The organism is Enterococcus malodoratus ATCC 43197, assembly GCF_000407185.1.
GTDB lineage: Bacteria > Bacillota > Bacilli > Lactobacillales > Enterococcaceae > Enterococcus_A > Enterococcus_A malodoratus.
Genome location: NZ_KE136482.1, coordinates 493,308 through 517,090, shown reverse-complemented (window position 1 = coordinate 517,090; position 23,783 = coordinate 493,308). Strand labels below are relative to the sequence as shown.

The 23,783-nt window shown below is 42.2% G+C and carries 21 protein-coding genes; 19 read left to right on the top strand and 2 right to left on the bottom strand.

The genetic code is table 11. The annotated features are described in order from the left end of the window. Positions 1–28 precede the first annotated feature (28 nt). The 10 genes from I585_RS12330 to I585_RS12285 all read left to right on the top strand — a co-directional run bounded on the left by I585_RS12330 (position 29) and on the right by I585_RS12285 (position 12,224). Positions 29–1,435 carry a C69 family dipeptidase gene (locus tag I585_RS12330; protein WP_034708974.1) on the top strand — a complete coding sequence of 469 codons (1,407 nt, stop codon included), beginning with the start codon at positions 29–31 and terminating at the stop codon, positions 1,433–1,435. A gap of 288 nt (positions 1,436–1,723) precedes the next feature. Further along, on the top strand, positions 1,724–2,107 hold the full coding sequence (locus I585_RS12325; protein ID WP_010742117.1) for a hypothetical protein: 384 nt from the start codon (positions 1,724–1,726) through the stop codon (positions 2,105–2,107). A gap of 45 nt (positions 2,108–2,152) precedes the next feature. Then, a complete protein-coding gene (locus I585_RS12320; protein WP_010742116.1) occupies positions 2,153–2,782 on the top strand; it encodes a DUF2922 domain-containing protein in 630 nt (209 codons plus the stop codon). Between the two features lie 273 nt (positions 2,783–3,055). Then, a complete protein-coding gene (locus tag I585_RS12315) occupies positions 3,056–3,949 on the top strand; it encodes a diacylglycerol/lipid kinase family protein (RefSeq protein WP_010742115.1) in 894 nt (297 codons plus the stop codon). A 333-nt stretch (positions 3,950–4,282) separates the two neighbouring features. Beyond that, complete coding sequence (locus I585_RS12310; RefSeq protein ID WP_010742114.1) at positions 4,283–5,701, top strand: cytochrome ubiquinol oxidase subunit I; 1,419 nt, start codon at positions 4,283–4,285, stop codon at positions 5,699–5,701. Beyond that, positions 5,694–6,716 carry a cytochrome d ubiquinol oxidase subunit II gene (gene cydB, locus I585_RS12305; protein ID WP_010742113.1) on the top strand — a complete coding sequence of 341 codons (1,023 nt, stop codon included), beginning with the start codon at positions 5,694–5,696 and terminating at the stop codon, positions 6,714–6,716. The genes I585_RS12310 and cydB overlap by 8 nt, the downstream gene beginning before the upstream one ends. Before the next feature lie 143 nt (positions 6,717–6,859). Then, on the top strand, positions 6,860–8,572 hold the full coding sequence (gene cydD, locus I585_RS12300; RefSeq protein WP_010742112.1) for a thiol reductant ABC exporter subunit CydD: 1,713 nt from the start codon (positions 6,860–6,862) through the stop codon (positions 8,570–8,572). Further along, on the top strand, positions 8,569–10,317 hold the full coding sequence (gene cydC, locus I585_RS12295; RefSeq protein ID WP_010742111.1) for a thiol reductant ABC exporter subunit CydC: 1,749 nt from the start codon (positions 8,569–8,571) through the stop codon (positions 10,315–10,317). Before cydD ends, cydC begins: the two co-directional genes overlap by 4 nt. A gap of 159 nt (positions 10,318–10,476) precedes the next feature. Next, entirely contained in the window at positions 10,477–11,007 is a 531-nt protein-coding gene (locus I585_RS12290) for a ClbS/DfsB family four-helix bundle protein (RefSeq protein WP_034708972.1), read from the top strand. A 173-nt stretch (positions 11,008–11,180) separates the two neighbouring features. Then, positions 11,181–12,224, top strand: a complete 1,044-nt coding sequence (locus I585_RS12285) for a peptidylprolyl isomerase (RefSeq protein ID WP_010742109.1) — start codon at positions 11,181–11,183, stop codon at positions 12,222–12,224. Between the two features lie 15 nt (positions 12,225–12,239). Here the strand turns inward: I585_RS12285 and I585_RS23400 are convergent, their stop codons facing one another. Beyond that, positions 12,240–12,392: a hypothetical protein gene (locus I585_RS23400; RefSeq protein WP_010742108.1), complete on the bottom strand. Its 153-nt coding sequence runs from the start codon at positions 12,390–12,392 to the stop codon at positions 12,240–12,242. A gap of 192 nt (positions 12,393–12,584) precedes the next feature. Between I585_RS23400 and I585_RS12280 the strand changes: the two genes are divergently transcribed. The 3 genes from I585_RS12280 (at position 12,585) to I585_RS12270 (ending at position 15,268) form a co-directional block, all read left to right on the top strand. After that, positions 12,585–13,016, top strand: a complete 432-nt coding sequence (locus I585_RS12280) for a DUF6323 family protein (RefSeq protein ID WP_010742107.1) — start codon at positions 12,585–12,587, stop codon at positions 13,014–13,016. Beyond that, positions 13,013–14,203, top strand: coding sequence for a DUF6179 domain-containing protein (locus tag I585_RS12275; protein ID WP_010742106.1), 1,191 nt, complete (start codon positions 13,013–13,015; stop codon positions 14,201–14,203). The genes I585_RS12280 and I585_RS12275 overlap by 4 nt, the downstream gene beginning before the upstream one ends. 228 nt (positions 14,204–14,431) lie before the next feature. Next, positions 14,432–15,268, top strand: a complete 837-nt coding sequence (locus tag I585_RS12270) for a class F sortase (RefSeq protein ID WP_010742105.1) — start codon at positions 14,432–14,434, stop codon at positions 15,266–15,268. 56 nt (positions 15,269–15,324) lie between these two features. On the opposite strand, the gene I585_RS12265 is transcribed toward I585_RS12270, so the two are convergent. Continuing rightward, positions 15,325–16,878 (bottom strand): AcpB/EbpR/MafR family transcriptional regulator, encoded by a 1,554-nt coding sequence (locus I585_RS12265; RefSeq protein ID WP_010742104.1) that lies wholly within the window; start codon positions 16,876–16,878, stop codon positions 15,325–15,327. A 493-nt stretch (positions 16,879–17,371) separates the two neighbouring features. Between I585_RS12265 and I585_RS12260 the strand changes: the two genes are divergently transcribed. The 6 genes from I585_RS12260 (at position 17,372) to panC (ending at position 23,770) form a co-directional block, all read left to right on the top strand. Next, positions 17,372–18,001 (top strand): TetR/AcrR family transcriptional regulator, encoded by a 630-nt coding sequence (locus tag I585_RS12260; RefSeq protein WP_010742103.1) that lies wholly within the window; start codon positions 17,372–17,374, stop codon positions 17,999–18,001. 33 nt (positions 18,002–18,034) lie between these two features. Continuing rightward, entirely contained in the window at positions 18,035–20,353 is a 2,319-nt protein-coding gene (locus I585_RS12255; RefSeq protein WP_010742102.1) for an ABC transporter permease, read from the top strand. 5 nt (positions 20,354–20,358) lie between these two features. Next, positions 20,359–21,105, top strand: coding sequence for an ABC transporter ATP-binding protein (locus I585_RS12250; protein ID WP_010742101.1), 747 nt, complete (start codon positions 20,359–20,361; stop codon positions 21,103–21,105). 147 nt (positions 21,106–21,252) lie between these two features. After that, positions 21,253–22,086, top strand: coding sequence for a Rossmann-like and DUF2520 domain-containing protein (locus I585_RS12245; protein WP_010742100.1), 834 nt, complete (start codon positions 21,253–21,255; stop codon positions 22,084–22,086). Then, a complete protein-coding gene (panB, locus tag I585_RS12240) occupies positions 22,083–22,919 on the top strand; it encodes a 3-methyl-2-oxobutanoate hydroxymethyltransferase (RefSeq protein ID WP_010742099.1) in 837 nt (278 codons plus the stop codon). The genes I585_RS12245 and panB overlap by 4 nt, the downstream gene beginning before the upstream one ends. Before the next feature lie 2 nt (positions 22,920–22,921). Next, a complete protein-coding gene (panC, locus tag I585_RS12235) occupies positions 22,922–23,770 on the top strand; it encodes a pantoate--beta-alanine ligase (protein ID WP_010742098.1) in 849 nt (282 codons plus the stop codon). Positions 23,771–23,783 lie beyond the last annotated feature (13 nt).

Genomic DNA, 23,783 nt, shown 5'->3' with positions numbered 1-23,783 from the left:
TACCATGAAAAGGGAGAGTGTTTCAAGTATGACAAAAAGAGTAAAAGGTTCATGTACCACTGTACTAGTCGGAAAGAAAGCATCAATCGATGGCTCAACTATTATTTCAAGGAACGATGATGGGCATGAAGCTCTGGACCCACAACGTTTTGTAGTCGTTCAACCAGAAGACCAGCCAAGAAACTATCAAGCAGTAATCAGCGGTGTGAAAGTTGAATTGCCTGACAATCCAATGCGTTACACATCAATGCCAAATTCTATTTTAACCAATGGTATCTGGCCAGCTGCGGGGATCAACAGCGAAAATATCGCGATGTCTGCAACTGAAACAATCACAACTAATCCGCGGATTCAAGGAATCGATCCTTATGTTGGAGGTGGGATTGGAGAAGAAGATCTTGTTACTTTAGTTTTACCTTATATTCACAGTGCCAAAGAAGGCGTTGAACGTTTAGGCGCATTGCTAAAACAATACGGAACTTACGAACCAAACGGGATCGCTTTTTCTGATCAAGATGACGTTTGGTGGTTGGAAACAATCGGCGGCCATCATTGGGCAGCAGTACGTATCCCAGATGATGCCTACGTAGTTGCACCAAACCGCATGAATATCGACGACTTTGATTTTGATTCTGCTGATACGCTTTGCTCTGATGATTTGCAAGCATTGATTGAAGATAATCACTTGAATCCAGATTTTGAAGGCTACAACTTGCGCCACATTTTTGGTAGTTCTTCTATTAAAGATACAGTGTATAACAATCCGCGTGCTTGGTACGGTCAAAAATATTTCACTCCTGAAGTGGAACAAGACCCAATGGATCAAGATTTGCCATTCATTTGTCATGCGAACCGCAAAATCTCCATTGAAGACGTGAAATTTGTGTTAAGCTCTCACTTTGAAAATACGAAATACGATCCTTACGGCGACGGGACAGAAGCAGAAAAAACCTTGATTCGTCCAATCGGGATCAACCGTAACCACAATGTACACATTTTACAAATTCGTAACGGTGTACCAGCTGAAATCGCTGGTGTTCACTGGTTAGCTTATGGTGCGAATACCTTTAATACTGTCGTGCCATTCTATTCAAATGTTAATGACACACCAGCATGCTATAAAGATGCGACTGGTACTTTTGACATGAATAATATGTACTGGTTAAGCTGTGCAACTGCTTTACTTGGGGATACGGATTACAATTTCTACGTTGATTTCCGCAATACCTTTGAATTGCAAGCAATGTCTGCCTACCACGGTATTCAAAATGAAACCGACAAGGCTGTTGCAGATCAATCTGATGTCCAAAAATTCTTGGAAGCTGCCAATGAAAAATTAGCAGAAGAATCTTTCACTCGTCAAACCAAACTATTTGGCGATATGGTCATCTCAGGTTCAGAAAAAATGAAATTGCGCTACAACTTGAACGACTAATAGATATTAAAAAAGCTGGAACCTCTCGTCTTAGCGAAGGGTTCCAGTTTTTTGTGGTTATTTCTGAAACATGAGTCGAAAGGTGCAGGTGTCTTTTTTTATGAGGAAAGTACCAAAAAGGCCGGATTTTTGTCAATAGTTTTTTTCAAATTCGTGAAATTCGGCAAAAAATGTCGCGTTTTTGAGACATTTCCCGACAAAGTGAAAAACCTCGTTGACTTTACTGCTTTTTTTGACGTATCGTTTAGGCGTGATCACAAGCAGAAAATGAAAAAAGGAGGCGACAGCATGTCAGAAACCCTATTTACACCGAGACAATTATTTACGTTAAAACGAAAGACTATTGAGAAACGTACGAGCACCTATTACGAAGAAACTCGCGATGAAGCGCAGACAGTCAAAATTTTGATAGCGCTTCAAGTAAGAGATGAACTGGGAGAAGCCGATTTCTCCTTCTTCATGTATGACCTCGTCCGCCGTCTATTTATGAAAACCAAATCGACCCGAGCATTGCGTCGTTATTATGTCTACTTCAAAGAATATTTTGAAGCGAAGGAGTGGCGGTTATTAACGCTCCGCCTATTTCCAATCAAAACCTATATCGCTGAAAAGCTTGAGCAATTATATACGCAATTTATCAAAGAGCCCTTAGAAGGATTGGCTGGGTCTTGACGAAGGAGCAGCAGTAAAAAAATCGAAAAGAAATGATAAAAATAAATGATAAATTTAGCCGCAACATTTGAAAACAGCAATGGCAGAAACCATCGCTGGAGTATGAAAGACCCAGATACCAGTAAATCCGCGACAGAAATCAAAACATCCTTAGAAAAGTTAACGGCGCTCAATCTATTCGAAAAAGACGGTGTCGGCTTGTTCCAAAAAGTCGTGACTGCAAAATTTGTCGAAACGATCGTGACTCCGATTTTTGATAAAAATGATCCAACGAACGATGAAGCAACTGCTATGACAAGGGCTGAATCTGTTAAAACGCAGACAGTTCCAACAGTCGAGCCGATAATTGAATCAACGGAAAATTCTGCAGAACCGATCCGCGATCTGCGAGAATTAATCGTGGAACAAAAAATGATTCAACCAGACATCCTGCGTCAAGTAGTTGAATTACCAGAATGTGTGAACGCAGAAGAGCCAAGCCAACATGAGGCAGTGTCCCTAGTGCTGGCAATCATACCGCCAAACGGGACACTCGAAGACCTTAGTATGGATCAGAGTACAGAGCCTGTGCGAATGATCCTAACCGTTCGAATGAAAGAAAAGCCCAAATCTACAGCTGGCGAATCGCCGCCGAAAAAGAGGCGAAAGCGGCTATTAGAATGGCTTAGAGGTTAAGCTGAAGGGTATAATTCGACGTGGAAAAAATCAAAACAGTATCAACAAAAGGGTGATGAATAGCGCGCAGCCATTGCCCATAGTTTGTGCTGATTAAATATAATTATCGCCTAAACTGAAAGAATCTTTGATAAAAAAGATTCCTTTGGCTTTGGGCTCTTTTTCGTGGGAGGCATCACCAAAGGTAAATCGCCCTCTACCTGTTATACTGAACTAGAAAACGGATACTTGATACTAATTTTCCAGATAACCGAAAAGGGGAGAAATGAAACTATGAAAAAAGCAGTCTTGATCGTCAATCCCAGCTCTGGGAATGAAGAGGCAAAAAAATACTCGGGTCAAGCTCGGAAAAAACTAGAGCAGTTTTTTGACGAAGTAGAAGTTCGGGAAACAGAAAAAGGCGGCGATGCAACTAAGTTTGCTCGTGAGGCCGCAGAAGCAAAAGCGGACAGTGTCTTTGCAATGGGCGGCGATGGAACAGTCAATGAAGCAATCAGCGGATTAGCAGAACAGGATTATCGACCGAAGTTCGGCTTTTTCCCGTTAGGTACAGTCAATGACTTAGGCCGTTCGTTGAATATTCCAATGGACCCGAAAGAGGCGATCGCATCGTTTGATAGCGAGCGAAAGACTTCCTTGGATATTGGCAAAATCAATGAGGACTATTTCATGAATATCGTGTCCGTGGGCAGTATACCCGAGGCCATTAGTGATGTAGACGTAGAAGAGAAGACCAAATTCGGCAAGCTGGCGTATTTCGTAAACGGAGTCAAAGAGGTATTCAATGATGAAAACTATCATTTTACTTTGGAAATTGACGGAGAAAAAACGGAGATCGAAAGCAGCGCCGTTGTGATCGTATTGACGCGCACGATTGGCGGATTTACTCACATCGTACCCGAGGCTAAAAATAATGACGGAAATCTTTATCTGCTTTATCTAAAAGATCAGAGCATTACGGATCGGTTGAAGAGCGTGCCGGACATTATCAAAGGTGTCGATCAGTCCACTGAAAATATTGGGTATACACCCTTTAAAGAAGGACGATTGACGGTGAAAGAGGATGCTGATCTGCATCCTAGTGTTGATGGCGATGAAGGTCCAGAGCTGCCTTTGAGTTTCAAAGTATTGCCGCAGCATCTTGAGGTTTATTGCGGAGCGGAATAAAACAGAAAGCCACTCGATCTAATATTGATGATCGAGCGGCTTTTTTTCTTTAAAAAGAAAAATTATTCTAATGGTACAAATTTCTCATTAAAAGATGTAGGTAAAATGATTTTTAAAGTGAGATTTATGTCAAACCAGCGGGAATTGGAAAACTATTTTCTCCATCAATCAGGAAATTTTTAACGGCAAATAGTTATTTTCCTCCGTTGCTCTCATGAATAATAAAAAGCGCTTAAGCTGAACATTTGGCAATTTATTTGTTAAGGATTATAGTAATTACAGAAAGGGTTTTATTTTAGTTTTGTTATTCACAACAGTAGGGGAGGAATTAAAATGGATATAGTGACGTTGGCCCGCTTTCAGTTCGCTATGACAACGGTTTTTCACTTTTTCTTCGTGCCATTCTCAATCGGGATGGTCTTGGTAGTTGCCATTATGGAAACGTTATTTGTAAAAACGAAAAATGAAAAATACCGTCAATTGGCGAAATTTTGGGGAAATATTTTCCTATTAAGCTTTGCGGTGGGCGTCGTGACTGGGATCATCCAAGAATTTCAATTTGGGATGAACTGGTCGGATTATTCACGGTTCGTCGGAGATATTTTTGGCGCGCCATTAGCAATAGAAGCTTTGTTAGCTTTCTTTATGGAGTCGACGTTCTTAGGACTCTGGATGTTTACATGGGATCGTGTGAAACCGCGGACACATGTCATCTTTATTTGGTTAGTAACTATCGCTTCAATGTTATCGGCTTTCTGGATTTTAGCAGCAAATAGTTTTATGCAGCATCCGGTCGGTTATGTTCTTCGTAATGGTCGAGCAGAAATGACCGATTTTGGTGCGGTCATTGCCAATCCAAAGGTCTGGTATGAATTTGGCCATGTAATCGCGGCGGCGATCACAATGGGCGGAATGATTGCGGCAGGTCTTGCGGCATTCCAATTGTTAAAACGCAAAGACAAAAAAACGCGTGAGTTCTTCATGAAATCGATGCGTATCGGGCTAGTAGTTACTTTATTTGGCTCGATCATGGTTTTAGGTGCAGGTGATGCGCAAATGAAGGCGTTGATTGAAGGTCAGCCGATGAAGTTTGCGGCGATGGAAGGAACGTATGAGGATACGGGCGACCCGGCAGCTTGGACGCTGATTGCTTGGGACAATGAACGGGAGCACAAGCAAGTGTTCGGCGTTCAAATTCCGTATATGCTAAGTATTCTTTCCTATAATAAACCGTCTGGCTCTATTAAAGGGATGGACACAGTCAATAAAGAATTGATCAAAAAATACGGGGATCGGAATTATTATCCGCCGGTAAATGTTTTGTTCTGGAACTTCCGGATCATGGCCGGCTTTGGTATGCTGATGTTGTTAGTTTCAATACTTGGCTTGTTCTTTACCCGTAAGAAGAAACCGATTCTTTATGAAAAACGCTGGATGCTGTGGGTGATGGGTCTTTGTACGTTTGCCCCATTCTTAGCAAATACTGCCGGCTGGCTAGTGACTGAACTAGGTCGTTATCCTTGGACTGTTTATGGTTTATTCACGATCGAAGACAGTGTCTCACCTAATGTTTCGGTTACTTCACTATTGATTTCGAATATCGTTTATTTCTTATTATTCTCAGGATTAGCGGTAACGATGATTTATTTAGTTAGACGTGAATTAAACAAGGGTCCAGAATTAGATGAAGGCAACAAATCTGATCAAGATTCAATTGATCCTTTCGACAAGGGGGCGTTCTCTCATGAGTAGTTTACAATTATTATGGTTCTTATTGATCGGCGTCCTGTTTTCCGGTTTCTTCTTCTTAGAAGGTTTTGATTTTGGTGTCGGCATGTCTGTTCAAACGCTGGCTCATGACGAGCATGAAAAAGATCAGATCGTCCAAACGATTGGACCGGTTTGGGACGGTAATGAAGTTTGGCTATTGACGGCTGGCGGAGCGATGTTCGCTTCTTTCCCATATTGGTATGCGTCACTGTTCAGCGGCTACTATTTGATCCTGTTTATCATTTTATTCGGCTTGATCATTCGCGGAGTGTCTTTTGAATTCCGCAGCAGTATGCCGAAGGAACGAAAACAATTATGGAACTGGACATTGAGTGTAGGTAGTTTCATCGTGCCATTCTTCTTTGGTGTTTTGTTCATCAGTATGATCCAAGGGATGCCGCTTGATGCGAATCACAATATGATGGCTGCCTTTACCGATTACATTAACTTGTATTCAATCGTCGGCGGAGTAGCTTTGACGCTGTTGTGCTACTTGCACGGCTTGAACTATATCGCATTGCGTACAGAAGGTCCGGTTCGTTATCGGGCGAAAAACTACGCGCAAGTATTATACGGTGTGTTGTATTTCGGGTTAGTTGCGTTCGCAGTATTGATGTATTTCAAAACGGATTTCTTCCAAAATAATTTTGCGGTGACGTTGATTTTATTGGCAGTGATCGTTTTACTTACTGTGATTGCCAATGTCTCTGTCTTCAGAAACAAGGAAATGCTGGCGTTTATCACCAGCGGATTGACCTTGGTTGCTTTAGTTGTATTATTGTTCAGCGGATTGTTCCCACGGGTATTGATCAGCTCGATCCCAGGCAATGATCTATTGATCCAAAATGCGTCATCAAGTCCTTATACATTGAAGGTTATGTCTTATATTTCATTGACGATCTTACCGTTCGTATTAGGCTATACAGCCTGGACATACTATATTTTCCGTAAACGGATCAAGCATCCGCATGCGGTGGAGTACCAGTCCAACTCTTAACAGTTTACTTGAAGTAAAAAACTAACGACGTTTATTATTCTATTAACATTAATGAACTAGTTGGATGGCATACGTGATGACAGTAAAACTCATTTTTCGGATTTTGAAAAATGAATACTTTATTAGGAATTAGGAGTTCAATCATGATCGACAAGAAGTTATTACAACTTCCCGGTATCAAAAAAGTTCTAATGTTGCTTGCAGGATCTGCTGTCCTGCAAGCAATCTTTATAATTGGGCAAGCGTATGGTCTATCCATGACCATTACGCATTTATGGAACGGGGAAGGGCTGAACAAACAACTAACTTGGCTGCTGCTGTTCTTTGTTTCTTTCGCGTTGCGGCATTTAATGACTTATTTGCGGGAGCACGCGTTAGAAGAATATGCTTATCAGCAGGCCAAGGATCTACGCAGTCAATTGCTGCGGAAGATTTTTCACTTAGGTCCTCAAGTTGTACAAAAGCAGGGCACAGGGAGTGTGGTCACGACCGCACTGGACGGGATTAATCAAGTAGAAGAGTACTTGCATTTGATTCTGCCGAAAATGCTGAATATGATGATCATTCCGTGGATTTTACTAGTCGCGATCTTTTTTATGGACTGGGAATCGGGCGTGGTCTTATTGATCGTGTTCCCGTTGATCATTATTTTTATGATCATTTTGGGCTATGCGGCACAAAGTAAAGCGGACAAGCAATATAAGGTTTTCCAAGTATTGTCGAACCACTTTATTGATTCGCTGCGAGGAATCGACACGTTGAAATTCTTCGGAATCAGCAAGCAGTACAGCAAGAGTATTTTTACAACCAGCGAACGTTTCCGAAAAGCGACGATGAGCACGTTGAAGGTCGCGATTTTATCAACGTTTGCGCTGGACTTCTTTACAACATTATCTGTGGCAGTGGTCGCGGTTCTCTTAGGTTTGCGTCTGATCAATGAAGCGATTCTTTTGTTTCCAGCATTGACGGTCTTGATTTTAGCACCTGAGTATTTCTTACCGATCCGTGATTTTTCAAGTGATTATCATGCGACTTTGGACGGCAAGAACGCGATGGATGAGGTCAATCAGATTTTAGAGTTGCCAGAAAGCCAAGATGCGACGATCGGCTTGCCAACGTGGTCGGAAGATAGTCAATTGGACGTGAATATGCGTTTTAACTATGAAGAAAAACTAGGCGCGGAAGTTGATTTTATAGTGCAAGGCTATAAAAAAATCGGGATCATCGGGATGAGCGGTTCCGGCAAATCAACACTGATCAATTTACTGAGCGGTTTTTTACGACCGGATGAAAGTCAGCTTCGCTTTAATGAGCACGAGCTGCCGGCCTTTGACCAGCCTCAATGGCAAGAACAACTGGTTTATATTCCGCAAAATCCTTATATTTTCCAACGCTCAGTTCGGGAGAACATCGCTTTTTATCATCCGCAAGCTAGTGATGAAGAAATTCTAAAAGCGATCGAAGTGACCGGTTTGACGGATTTGTTAAACGAATTGCCAGAAGGTTTGGACACGAATCTAGGCGAGGGTGCCCGAACACTCAGCGGCGGACAAGCACAACGAATCGCTTTGGCGCGGGCGTTCTTGGATCAAGAACGGAAAATTTTATTGTTCGATGAACCAACTGCTCATTTAGATATCGAGACAGAAGTGGAATTGAAGGAGCGGATGCTGCCGCTGATGGAAAATCATTTGGTCTTCTTTGCGACTCACCGCCTGCATTGGTTAGCCGAAATGGATTATCTGCTGGTGATGGATCATGGCAAATTAGTCGAACAAGGAACTTTAGCCGAATTGCAGCAGAAAAATGGCGCTTTTACGAAATTGAGTCAAGCATTGCGAGGTGAAAAAGCATGAATCGAATCGGCTTATTTCAAGTCTTAAAAACGGATGAATGGGTCAAGCCCTTCTTCAAACAATATAAAAGATCGTTGATTCTTGCTTTGGTGCTGGGATTCATTACCTTTTTCTGTGCTGGTGCATTAATGTTCAATTCCGGATTTTTGATCAGTCGGGCGGCGTCATTGCCGGAAAATATCTTGCTGATCTATGTTCCAATCGTTTTGACACGGGCATTTGGGATTGGTCGTCCAGTCTTTCGTTATGTTGAACGGTTAGTCAGTCACAATTGGGTTTTGAAAATGACCTCAAATTTGCGCGTGAAGCTCTACGATTCCTTGGAGCAAGACGCGATCTTCTTCAAACAGAATCATCGGACAGGGGATATTCTTGGCTTGCTTTCCGAAGATATCAATCATATTCAAAATTTGTATCTGCGGACGATTTTTCCAACGATTATCGCTTGGCTGCTGTATGCCTTCATCATTATCGGGATCGGCTATTTTTCACCGTTCTTCGCTTTGGCGATGCTGCTGCTTTTAGGCATCGTAGTCTTTTTGTTGCCGCTGTGGTCAGTAATCATTAATGGCGCACGGCAAGAGCAGCAGAAACAAATGAAGAATCAGCTTTACAGTGATTTGACGGATAATGTTTTAGGTGTGTCCGATTGGATCTTTAGTCAACGGGGGCAGGATTATGTGAACCACCATGAGGAATCGGAAGAAGCTTTGCGGGAAGTGAATCGGAAATTACAAAGTTTCCAACGAAAACGCAACTTCGTTTTGCAGCTGATGTTTGGTGTGATCACGCTTGCTTTACTACTATGGACGAGCCGGCAATTTCCTGGCAATCATGGTGGGGCGGCCAACTGGATCGCGGCATTTGTTTTATCAGTCTTTCCTTTGATCGATGCCTTTGCGCCGTTGCCAGCTGCGGCTCAAGAAACCAATAGCTATCAGGACTCGATCAAAAATTTGAATGATCTGCCAGCGATTCAGAAAAATCAATCCGCAGTACCAAGTATTTCGGGACCAGTTACTTTGAAAATCGATCAGGTTCATTATCATTATCCCGAAAGTGCCAAAAAGGTGTTGTCGGGCATTGATCTGACGTTGCACCCAGGCGAAAAAATCGCGATTTTAGGACGCAGCGGTTCTGGCAAGAGTACGTTAGCCAATTTGATTCGCGGCGATCTGCGAGCAACTGAAGGGGCAATCACGTTAAATGGAGAAGAGACCTACAAGTTTGGTGATGACATCAGCAGCTATTTAGGCGTTATCCATCAAACACTGTACTTATTCCATACCACGATCGCGAATAATTTGCGAATCGGCCGCGAGTCAGCGACCGAAGCAGAGCTTTGGCAAGTCTTAAACCGTGTCGAGCTGAGAGAGCTGGTAGAAAGTCTGCCGGATGGACTAGAAACGATGGTGGACGAAGCCGGCTTACGCTTTTCCGGTGGTGAACGTCAGCGTTTGGCATTAGCCCGGATATTATTGCAAGAGGCGCCGATTATTCTGTTGGATGAACCAACGGTCGGACTTGATCCAGTAACCGAGCAGGCGTTGATCAACACTTTCTTCCATGAACTGGAAGATAAAACGGTTATTTGGATCACGCATCATTTGCAGGGAATCGACGCGATGGATCAGGTTATCTTTATCGAAGATGGCCACTTGGCGATGCAAGGTCGTCCGAATGAATTAAAACAAACGAATGCCCATTATCGCAAATTGAAGCAAATTGATAAAGGGATCATTTAAACGAAAAACTTCTCTGGTGGATCACTGGAGAGGTTTTTTTCTGACTATAAAAAAAAATATTAATTATGCTTGACTCCCACGTTACGTGTTGGTCCATACTGATTGTAATGAAAGAGAGATGAATCAGTTCGATTCACTAACTATGAGGAGGAAAAAATGATGGCAAGACCAACGACTAAAAATGATTTGATCCAAGCAGGGAATGATGGGTATAAGAAAATGATCGACCTATTGGATTCTATCCCAAACGAAGAAGTGGACAGTAATTTTACCTTTGATGTTGAAAATGAAAAGCAGGCTCACTGGACACGAGACAAAAATTTGCGGGATGTATTGATCCATTTGTATGAATGGCATCAACTGCTGCTGAATTGGGTGAAGGCGAATCAGGCCGGTGAGGCTAAGCAATTCTTAAAAGAGGGCTATAATTGGAAAAGCTACGGGGCAATGAATATTGAGTTTTGGGAGAAGCATCAGACGACTAGTTATGAGAATGCGCGTGACCTGCTGGCAGAAAGTCATCAACAGGTGATGGATCTAGAAGAGGGATTTTCCAATGAGGAGCTATTTTCGAAAAATGTGTTCCTATGGGTCGGCGGCAGTACATTAGGCAGCTACTTTGTTTCCGCGACGTCGAGTCATTATGAGTGGGCGGCGAAAAAAATCAAGAAGTTTAAGAAATCGTTGTAAATCAAACTATTGAATGGAGCAGTGAATCTGCTCTTTTTTTTATAAAATATAATGCGAACTAAAAATATCGCAAACGAATTATTTTCAAAATTCACTCTTACTAGCCATTAGCGGAATGACTGATCGGATTCTTTTCTGGTAAAATGGAAGAAAAGGCAGGTTGGAGGTAAGGTATGAAAAAGAGCAAAGTTGTTTTAGCCGCAGGAGTACTGGGAGTCACGGCGTTGGTCGCGAAAAAGAAACTTATAGATGAAACCGTCACCAAACAATTAATCCCGCGTCATTGGGATGAGAAGGAACTCAACGATCGATTGATTGCATTTACAGAGGCGTTAGCGTTAGGTGAAGAGGAAGCAATCAAGTCCTTTCTTTTAGGAAAAACAGCCAAACAATTCAATTCGCTGAAAGGTCAGTCCTTAACATTTTTAGAAGCGCATTTCGTGTCCCTTTATAAGGTTAAAGGCGATTCCTATAATGATCTACGCGGATTAGTCTCCTATCGAGTGGCAACCCCCAAAAAGGAGTACACCTACTTGATCAAAGTAGCGCGTTTAGGAAATGAGCAGAAATTAGACTGGTATATCCAAAAAATCGTTGAACAGGATCACGGGATCAAATACCCAAATCAGTATCTACTGCAATTGACGCCGATTCGCTCAAACGAGGAGCTTTGTCTGATTGAAACAGACGCAGGGATGATCACTCTGCGAGTCTTTCAGCAGGATGCGCCGAAAGCAGTCAAAAATTGGCGCGGGTTGGCGAAGCAAGGATTTTATGACGGGACGCCTTTTGCACGCGTAATCAAAGATTTTGTGATTCAAGGGGGCGCCTTGGACGGGTCCGGCGAAGAAGGACAGTCAATTTATGACGGATTCTTTGAAGACGAAGTAGATGAAGGTTTGTATCATTTTGATGGCGCGGTGTGCTTGGGCAATCATGGGCCAAATACTAATGGCAATCAATTTTATATCGTCCAGCGCAGTTATGTAGACAAAGAACAGCTGTATCGGATGAACTTGCCGTTAAAAGTCCGTTCCCATTATGAAGCTGTCGGCGGAATCCCAGAGCTAGATGGCCGCTACACTGTTTTCGGTCAAGTCGTCGAAGGGATGCCGGTTGTGCGTGCGATTGCTGCTCAAGCGACAGATGAACAGGATGTACCGCTAAATCCAATCATGATTCAAAAAATCACGTTTAAAAAAGCCAATCAGACTTGATCTGATTGGCTTTTTCTATTTCTTTCCGTTGTGACTCATTCGTTTAGAGGTTGCCCAGTAAAGTATGATCAGCACGATCATGATAATCAACCGAGGCAGGGCAGGTGGAGACCAGACCCAAATGACAAAAGCCGCAGCTAAAAGATAGAGTAAGGTAGCAAGAATCATCAGATCGCTCCTTTAGTTATTTTATGTACAGAGTGACGAAGTGGTCGCCCAATATTTCTCGCAAAAAAAGTTAAGGAATGCTTAAATCAACTTCCTTAACTCTCTTTATAATACCACATTTTGGACTGAAATTCAAGATTGTCTTTTGGCTGCGGGTGTGCTATTAAGTCTTTGATAGGAGCGTGTGCAGAAATGACTCAATTTGATCTATCGTTATTTAACCAGTATTTATCGGAACGAAAGGAAGAACCGCGGACAAAGATAAACCAAGAGCTTCAGGTAAGCAACAAGAGCTATCAATTATCGGCGGCCGATTTTTCTGAATTGGCTGAGGAACGGAATCAGCTTTTCAAGGAGCATCACTTGCTTGATTTTAGCTGGGAGAATTCACAGGCTTTGGCAGGATTTTTAGTCACGGAACCCCTATTTTACAAAAGTGATTATTTAGAGCATTTGTCGGTATGCCAAGCGATCTTCTATTACTTGCGGGCGTATCATCCTGGTCAGATAACCGATCAGGAAATCATTGACGAAATTCAACGGCGCTATCAAACGTACCAAGGTGATCTCGAAATGTTGCAGGGATCATTTGAAGATTTTCCAGATATGGAGGCGGATGAATGAAAAACGAAATATTAGATCTGGCATTTTATCCTTTTTTTATGGAGAAATTACAAGAGCGTTTAAGTGGTTCGAGCGTCATGCCGATCGATGAAGCAGAGAGAATCCAACAATCAATCGCGTTTGTTTTGGAAAATGGAAATGAAGGGAGTCTGCCCGAACGATTTGAACAAGGGAAAGAACAATTAAAGCAGCGATTAGCCAGATTGAAAACTCTCTATTTGACGATAAAAGAAAATTATCAAAGCTTTGGAATCGAATCCTTAGAAGAGAGCTTAGAGGAAATCTGGCATTTTTTCACGACCTATGATTTGGATTATGGTGCAGCAGAGGTTGATCAGGCTTTTCTTGACTATCAACTCGCGGAGGCTGTTCCGGCAAATTATGTCGGTATTGAATTTTATGAGTGCTATTTGCACAATTTAGCCGCCGAAGTTTTCTTTCTTAAAAGTATTCCGTCAGTTCAAATCTATGAACTTTTGGATCAGTACCAGCAAAAATTAGGATTCGATTATCGTCAGGATGTGAATAATTTATTTGAGATCGTCTATCGACAAATGATTGGAAAACTATTAATTGGAAAAAATCAAAACACGACACTCTTATTTAATCGGATTGAGGCACAATATGCCTTTGGTCGGATCAAGAATGAAAATACTCCTCCAGAGCTAAATCAATTATTTGAACGTAGTGACTATTATCACCGTATCTATCAGCAATTCCAAGTGACTGTCCGTCAGCTAAAAGAGGCTGAGAGCGCCGTTCACTTCTTTATTACCACCGCTCCTAGGAAGAAGCAATTAGAATTGCCTCCTACAATGCCGGCAGCAGCATTTAATCGATTGCTAGAAGCTTATTCGGCCGCGGATTATGAGGAAAAAATCCGACTAATTACGACAAATATTTCAGCACCAGCAGATTTCGAAGAATACCTCAATTTGAGTCCAGAAAAGCCCGAGTTTTACAAAAGACTTTTTAAAGAGCTTGATAAAAACTTTATAATGACTTTAGTTTTATATTTTAGAAAAGAATATAACTACAGAATAGATGTAGAAAACATTGATATTAAAGCAAATAATGACACTTTGCATCTTTTAAAAGATTATTTAAAATCTTTACCTAAAAAAGAGCGATTCGAACTATTTGCCATCATTGATGAGTACCAACTAGTTCCCAATGACTATTCATAAAACTGTAAAATAGTCCCGCTATTAATAATTTTCCTAATTATGTGCTCGCCAGTTTTGTCGACAAAATAGAAAGTTATGAAAATATTGAGCAAAAACCGATTAATTATCGCTTTAAGCGAATAAATATAATATCAATGGTTATTTTATGAGCAGTATACAACTGATAGGACCGATTTTCCGTTAATTTATAAGCAAGAGCTAATCTCTTTGCTTAGGAGGAAATAGAAAATGAGTACCTATCTTAAAATTGTCGTTATCGCTGCCATGTTCCTATCGTCTGGTGCAGCATCTATATTAGGAGATTCTGAAACGAGTTCGCCTAGTACCACCGATCAACAAACAGTAGAACAGTCTAGTAGTAAAAAGACGGAGGAATCAAACCATTCGACGGACGCTTCAGCTTCATCAGCTAGTCAGGAAGCATCATCTGTTCAATCAACAAAAAATAGCGAGAAGGAATCGGCTGCACAAAACAGCAATGAAGTTGCGACAGCTGCTAGTAGTTCAGCTGAACAAGATTCGGCAACCGCTCCTGCAGTAGAAACTGCTGAAGCCAATAGTCGTCCTGCTCCTACTATTAATGAAGCAGCTCCCGCTAGTGAGCCAGCCGCAGCACCAGAAAATCAAAATGCGGCAACACCTGTTCCTGAAACCATGCAGGCCGACCAATTGAAGGTCAACGGTCAATTGATTTCATATTCAAATGCAGGGCAGGGATCTGGCCAAGCGATCATTGATGCTAATCCTAATCAAGTCGCAACTTGGGGTGGAGCGACTGTTCAATCTGGGAACGATGGATCGAATACTCACTTTATCGGTCATAACCCTGGAATCTTCAATGTACTATTCTCAGTAGGAAATGGTGCTACGATCGAAGTATCGGATGGATCAAATAATGTGACTGCTTATAGCGTGACACATACCGTGACCGTGGATGATTCAGGAATAGCCGCAGATGGAACGGACTATTGGGATCAAATCACTGGAACAGGCGGAGGCGAACGTATTACTTTGCAGACCTGTATCAACGATGATTACAACCTAATCGTTTTTGCCAGCAAATAGACACAAAAGAGCCGTGGATTTAAAGTGTAATTTCACTTTGAACCCACGGCTCTTTTTTAGTTGTTTAATACTTTTTGTGAAAAATAAATTTCCTTGGCGGTTTTCAATTTTACGTTGCCCAATTCTTTCAAATGCTTGCGAGCCGCATTTTTTTGAATCGCCACGATGAAGTTCAACAGATTCTCCCGATCGGAGGCAGAGAAGAAATTGTTGACGATCAATACATTTTCATTGTCATAGCCTTTGATCGGATTATTACTCAGCACAATGTCATATTGAGCAAACTTTTCAAAATCCTCTGGTCCGGTTGAAATGACCGGCTCATTGAAGGTAGAGACGACGATCCGCTTATTGTAATTGACGACCAGAAAATCCTGCAGCATTTCTGCATGTCTGCGGCCTAAATCGCTGATTACGAGAATCGTAACTTTCTTTCGCAGATTTTCTAAATGGATAGGCAGATGCGACCATTCTTTCATCAGCAGGAAGAAGACATTATTCAAACGAATGTCCGTCCACAGCTCCGGCGACTTCTTCTCAATATCCCCCAAATAAATTTTTACTAAGGTCGAGAAAATCGGATAGACAAGTTGGATCTCTCGGGCAAATTTTTGATGTTTATCAAACAGCATGATTTGGCGGTAAGGATAAAAATTATACTCTACGTACCAAGACATCATCTCTTGAATAATCTTTCGCTTGTCATCGCGATCCAGCGGGTATTCAATTGCCTGCGAAACGTTTTCTAAAAAGGTTTCGATTTTCCCATTGATTCGGACGATCTGTTCCGGATTGTCCCAATTATAAAATTCATGAAATACGGTTCGACTGATTTCCTTGTACCACTTTTTCGGAAGCTTGAAATCAGTCCCAGCTAATAAATGCTCCGCAAAAGGACGGCTGAAATCCAAGACTTTGTCGAGGGTATCATCTTCTTCAGCATAGACATTTTCCGGCAGATAAAACCCTTGATGCATGCGGTTCAGCGTCACCATGAAAAGATAGGCGGCTTCTTGGATCTCCCGATCATCTAATGAAACATCAAAATCTGTCGATGTCCGCATAATGAAACAGGTCGTACCCTCATGGTCCAAAGTGAAGGGCCACTGATTGACCCCATAAGCTTCAGTAAAATATTGCTGGTAGAAAAAGCGCACCCAGCGTTCATCAGGTCCGGTGACTCGAAAAGGGGAGCGTTCAAGCTTAAGACCGCGCCGCTGCAAGAAATCTTCTAAAGCATTGACCATTCGATAAAACGACGCCTCGCTCATAAACAGCTCATTGATCCAATAATCGGCGTCCTGATTGGATTCATAGAGCATTTTTTCTAAAAATTGAAATTCGAGTGATTCATGATAAATCTGGCCATAAACATTGCCTAATTTATTTGACGTGAGGTTGTTCAAGCGTACTCCTTGAAATTTTGAGTACTCGATATAAATATAGTCGCCCCAAAACTCATTGATAAAATCAATGTCTGATAATAGCGTTTTTACGGAGCAATCCACTGTATGTGCGGCTTCTTTGATATCGCACCAAGAGGGAAGCTGATCCAAAAACTCAACGAATTGAATTCGTCGATAGGTAGAGGAGTTTAATAGTTGTTTCATGTTGCACTCCTTTCAAGAAATAGTTTTTATCATTATAATTTTACCGATTTTTTTCAAAAAAAGCGAGTCATTTAGCTAATCAATCGGATAAATCCTGCAAAAACGCTCTGCACAAAGGAATAGAGGGCCTAAGCAAGTTCTGCCAGAAGGAATTTCCACATAGCTATAGCCGAAATCGATTTCCAGCAGAATTCGATTAAATGCGCAATCCGTTAATGTAGACTTCACAATTTTTTTCTTGAAAGGGAACATCTGTGCTTGTGAATCGTTTATAAATAGAACCACAAGAAATAATTCTGTAACCTTTTATCTTACTAAAACATACCAACAAATCATGCTTTAAGTGCTTTCTTATCAATTAAATTTGAAAAAATAAATATTTTGGGTAGGTTTTTAAGCTGATTTCTAATAAATATTCTAGAATCCTCATTGTGAAACCGTTATACTTTAATATAGACAGGCAGTCGGTCATAAAAGAAAAGGAATGAGTACTATGCGTGTATCAAAAGATCCAACCGTACGAAAAAATGAAATTTTGGATGTTGCTGGCAGGCTTTTTGCGGAAAAGGGCTTTGATCAAACGAGTACTGGGGAGATTATTACTCAGGCGGGGATTGCTCGCGGGACTTTGTACTATCACTTTAAATCAAAAGAGGAAATTATGGATGCCTTAGTGGAACGAACAACGAGTTTGCTGTTCGATGCAGCCAAAAAAGTGGCAGACGATCATTCGATTCCGGTTTATCAGCGTTTTGTTCAAACAGTCCTTGCTCTGCGGTTAGATACTTCAAAAGACGATACGATGATGGATTATGTTCACAAGCCGCAAAATGCACTGATGCATCAAAAAATTCAAACGGCGTTAGTACGGGAAATTACACCAGTACTGACAGGCATTGTTGAAGATGGTATCCAACAAGGAATTTTTCAAACGGATTATCCGTATGAATCGGTGGAGTTGGTGGTAGTTTACGCGAGCGTGGCATTTGATGAACAGGAAATGGTTCCAGACAGCAGAGCTAAGAAAGAACATCGAGTGAAAAGTTTCTTTTATCTTTTAGAACGATTGTTAGGTGTTGAAGAAGGAAAATTAGCAAGAGAAATGGAGGGTATGTTTGATTAGTACATGGGTAAAAATGAAGGAGGAATGGGTTTTATGTATGGTAGGTTAATCACAAATGATATCAAAAAAAGTAAGCTGGTGACCGCCGCGACAACAATTTTCATCGCGATTACCGCAATGCTGGTCTCTTTGGCCGCAATTTTGATAATCAATTTGGCTGGTTCGATCGATGGGATGATGGAGCGAGCGAAAACACCGCATTTTATGCAGATGCACTCGGGAGCACTCGATCAAAGTAAATTGGAGGAGTTCGCAGAAGCACAATCGAATTTGGCCGATTGGCAAGTCTTGGATTTCCTGAATATCGACAACAGTGAATTATTTATCGCTGGAAAGCCTATGACAGAAAGTGTTCAGGACAATGGTTTTTCGGTTCAAAGCGAACAATTTGATTTTCTGGTAGATACGAAGGATCGTATCATTCAGCCAAAGGTCGGCGAAGTCTATCTGCCGATTATCTACGAAAGAGAAGGCATCGCCAAAAAAGGGGATTCATTGGAGGTACGCGGTCATAAGTTAAAAGTCGCTGGTTTTCTGCGGGATTCTCAGATGAATGCGTCGCTGTCTTCGTCGAAACGATTCATTGTTAATAAAAAGGATTATCAAGTGTTAGAAAAGTTCGGCAACGTCGAATACTTGATTGAATATCGGGTCAAAGATACGGAGAAGATCGGTGATTTAGAAAAGGCTTATTTGAAAGCTGATCTGCCAGCGAATGGTCCCGCGTTGACTCATACGCTGTTTCGCATGATGAACGCCATGTCAGATGGAATCATGATCGCGATTATTTTACTGGTGAGTCTTTTGATGCTGGCGGTGGCCTTTTTATGTATTCGCTTCACGCTCTTGTCAAAGATCGAAGATGATTATCCGGAAATCGGAGTACTGAAGGCCATTGGACTAAGAAATTCGGATGTGAAACGTTTGTATCTGGCGAAATACGCGACGCTCGGATTGGTTGGATGTATTCTTGGTTATCTGCTGTCCTTTGCCTTCCGCGGTATTTTGTTGAAAAATATTCAGCTTTATATGGGAGAAAGCGGCAATCAAGGTTTGTCGCTGCTCGTTGGTTTGGTAGGAACGGCGTTGATCTTCTTTGGTGTCGTCTTGTACGTTAATCTCGTCTTGCGCCGTTTTCGGAAGATTTCGGCGGCCTCGGCCATTCGATTTGGCGGATCACAAGATAAAGCTCGTGGGCGCAAAGGAATAAAAATAGCTGGGCGCTCTTTCCCGAAAATCAACAACTTATTAGGGATCAAAGACGTCTTGGCACGTAAAAAGATTTATCTGACCCTGTTTACTGTTTTGCTGCTGTCTTCGTTTATTTTGATCATGCCGCAAAATCTTTACAGCACGGTTTCATCCCAGAGTTTTTCTCGCTATATGGGGATCGGAAAATCGGATCTGCGTTTAGACATTCAGCAAACCAAAAATATTCCTGCTAAAACAGCGGAAGTTATGGAAGCATTGCAGCAAGACAAACAAGTCACCAAATCAGTCGCTTTGACAACAAAAGCTTTTTCTTTGATCAAGCAAGGCAAAGCGGAGGACCAATTAAAAATCGAATTAGGCGATCATACGGTCTTTCCAGTGGAATACGCTGAAGGAAAGGCTCCGAAAAAAGCCGATGAAATTGCTTTATCCAGCTCATTGTCTGATGATATTGAGAAAGCACTCAATAGTTCGCTGACAGTGAAAACCTCAACCGGCAATCGCACACTTAAAGTTTGCGGCATCTATTCCGATGTAACTAATGGCGGAAAGACCGCCAAAGCTGTTTTCACTGATCAAAAGGCGGGAACCATGTGGTGTACGATCAGTGCGAACTTGAAATCCGGCATCTCGGCAAGTGAAAAAGCCAAAGACTACGGCAAACAATTCACCTATGCCAAGGTCTCTGATATTAAGAACTATATGCAGCAAACATTTGGTTCGACGATTCAAACGGTGGCGACCGCAGCCAAAGTAGCAGCAATCGTTGCTTTAGCAATCACAGCTTTAATCGTTTTATTGTTTATCAAGATGCTGCTGGCGAAAGATCGCCACGAAATCGCGGCGTTGAAGGCTTTGGGATTCACCAGTTCAGATGTACGCCAGCAATACTTTATGCGTTCACTCGTCATTGTTGTGTTAGGGACAATTATCGGAACGCTGTTAGCGAGTACATTAGGTGGACAGGTCGCGGGTATCGCCATGTCCATGATGGGTGTCAGCACCTTCCGCTTTTCGATCAATCCGCTAATCAGTTTTGTGCTTTGCCCATTGGGTATGCTGCTGGTGACTTTAGCAGCCACAACATTAGCGACCGGCTCGTTACAAAAAATAAAAATCAGCGATAATATAAAGGAATGATGACGATGAAAAAAATGATTATTGGGACCAATATAGAGAAAGCTTTCGGGCAAGAAAAAGTTTTACGCGATGTGTCAGTTGAAATTGATCAAGGAGAATTCGTCTCGATTATGGGACCCTCAGGATCAGGAAAAACTACTTTAATGTTCGCGTTGAGCGGCATGGATGAAATTGATGCAGGAAGTGTACAATTTGATGATAAGGAATTGGCGAGTCTTTCAGAAAATGCTCTGGCCGATCTGCGCCGCAAACAAATGGGCTTTGTTTTTCAACAGCCGACATTATTGAAAAATCTGAATGTGTTAGACAATATCGTGCTGCCCGCCCAAAAAGGCAATGAAAAACAGGCCAAATCATTAATGGAAAAAGGCCAGCAATTAATGAATCGAATGGGTATCGCCGGACTAGAGCAGCGAGACATCACACAAGTGTCAGGCGGTCAGCTGCAGCGTGCAGGAATCTGCCGAGCATTGATGGGTGATCCGCAAATTATTTTTGGCGACGAACCAACCGGTGCACTGAATTCTAAATCGGCCCAAGAAATCATGACGCTCCTAGCGGAAATCAATCAACAGGGAACAGCGGTTTGCTTAGTCACTCACGATGCGAAAGTTGCCGCGCAAACGCAGCGCGTACTATTCATGAGTGATGGTCAGATCGTTAGTGAACTTCAATTTTCAAAAGATGAGCCGAAAAACTTGGAAGAACGAATGGCTTGTGTTTCGGAAAAAATGCGAGAAATCGAAATCTGAACATCCTACAGAACAAAGGTTGGTGCATAATTGCCCAGCCTTTTTATTGTGCCGTCCAATAATATTCTCTTAAGACGAGAAAAAAAGTGAAATCGTTATGCTATACTTTTTCTATTAAATTTATATGAGAAAAGGGGAGGGAACTGGATGCGAATCGGTTTTATTGGCGCCGGGAAAGTTGGCACGAACTTGGGACGCTACTTTTGTAGCAAAGATTTTCCTATCGTCGGCTATTATAGTCGAAATTATGAAAATGCCGTCGCTGCTTCACGACAAACGAACAGCCGAGCGTTTACAGATTTAAAAGAATGTATTGAAGCCTGTGATTGGTTGTTTATCACTGCGCCTGATGATCAAATAGCCGCCGTTTGGTCAGAAGCAGAACCCTTTGTATCTGTTGAACAATTCATTTTTCACTGCAGCGGAGCGAAAAGTTCACTGGTTTTTGCTACGGACAAAGGTGTTTCTTGTTTTTCGCTCCATCCGTTAGCAGCCTTCGCGAACAAAGAAATGTCGCTGACTCAACTAGCCGATACTGCCTTTACTTTAGAGGGAACAAAGAATGTGGAGCAAGTCGAACAGGCGCTTGTGCGGCTGGGAAACCTGATCGCGGTCATCGCATCGGAGGAAAAAGTGCTTTATCACGCGGCCTGCGTGTTTGCCAGTAATCTAGTTGTCGGTCTAAGTGCGACCGCTGAGGAATTGTTCGTAGCGAGCGGACTGCCTAATGAGTTTGCCAAAAAAGCTTGGCGCCAGTTGTTTTCACAAAATATCCAGAATTTACTGATCATGAGTCCTAGTGATGCATTGACTGGTCCAGTGGAACGCAACGATCTTTCAACAGTAAGCGACCACTTAGCGGCGCTTCCACCCGAATCCGTAGAGATTTATCGCGAACTTACAAAGAAATTGCTTCAAATCGCAGCAGAAAAACACCCCGAACGAGATTACCGACCGATGGAAAGGAAGTTAGATCAATGAAAAATACCGTTTTGACAATGCAAGAGCAAAAAGTAAACCACGAAAAAATCAGTATGTTGACAGCCTATGATTATTCCACCGCCAAATTAATGGACGAAGCAGGAATCAACGCGCTATTGGTAGGCGATTCGCTAGGCATGGTAATGCTTGGATACGAGGATACTTTATCTGTAACTATGGAAGATATGATTCATCACTCCCGCGCGGTAGCTAGAGGAGCAAAAGAGGCATTCGTAGTGACTGACATGCCGTTTATGTCTTATCATGTCTCGATTTCTGATGCGGTTTATAATGCTGGCAGACTTATTAAGGAAGGAAATGCTGCGGCGGTCAAGCTTGAAGGCGGTGCGGAATTTTCCAAAACGGTTGAAGCCATTACCCGTGCGTCCATTCCTGTGATGGGACATATTGGTCTAACACCACAATCGATCAACGCTTTCGGCGGTTTTAAAGTTCAGGGTAAAACCAAGGAAGCGGCGAAGAAAATACTGAAGGATGCCTTAGCTCTGGAAAAAGCGGGTGCTTTCGCAATTGTTTTAGAAGCAATCCCCGCAGATTTGGCTGCGTTGATCACGAAAAAACTAACAATTCCTACGATTGGGATCGGCGCCGGAAACCAAACCGATGGCCAAGTTTTGGTTTATCAGGATATGTTGGGCATGTATGGCGATCTTCAACCAAAATTCGTCAAACGCTACGCTGAATTAGGAAAAAATATGACTACCGCTATTCAATTGTACAAAGAAGAAATCCAACAAGAACAATTTCCGGCTTCGGAACATACATTTAGCATCGCTCCAGAAATAATCGAAGCCTTGGAGAAGGAGATATAGTCATGCAAACACTTGAAACGATCCAAGCAGTCAGAAAACAAGTCAACCTCTGGCGGCAAGCCGGTGAAACCATCGGTCTTGTGCCAACGATGGGGGCGCTTCATGCAGGACATCAAAGTTTGATTGAACGTGCCGCAGAAGAAAACGATCACGTGATTGTCAGTATTTTTGTCAATCCGACACAATTTGCGCCAAACGAAGATTTGACCAGCTATCCTAGAAAACTTGAGGAGGATCAAGCGTTATGCGAAAAGGCCGGAGTAGAAGTGATTTTTCATCCTGAACCCCAAGAAATGTATCCTTCAGGTTTTGACACGTTTGTTGAGGTTCACGGAACGACCGAAGTTCTTGAAGGTGCCAGCCGTCCAACGCATTTTCGCGGCGTCACGACGATCGTTTTAAAACTATTGCAAATCGCTCAGCCTGATCGTGCGTACTTCGGACAAAAGGACGCGCAGCAAGTCGCGGTCATCCAGCAAATGGTTCGTGATCTGAATGTTCCGGTAGAAATCATTGCTTGTCCGATCATTCGAGAAGTCGATGGACTAGCCAAGAGTTCACGAAACGTCTATTTGAATCCCGCCGAACGCAAAGCCGCCTTAGTCTTGAGTCGAGCATTGAATCTGGCGCAGCAGCGATTAAATGCAGGCACACGAGAACCGAAACAATTAATTCAACTTATAATAGAAGAAATAAGTAAAGAATCCTTAGCGAAAATCGATTATGTTGAAATTGTTGATCAAAAAACCTTACAAAAGGTCGAAACGATCAATGCGGCCATCTTAGTCCCGATTGCGGTTTATATCGGCAATACACGCTTGATCGATAATTTTTATTGGGAAGCAAAGTGATATCTAGTTGCGA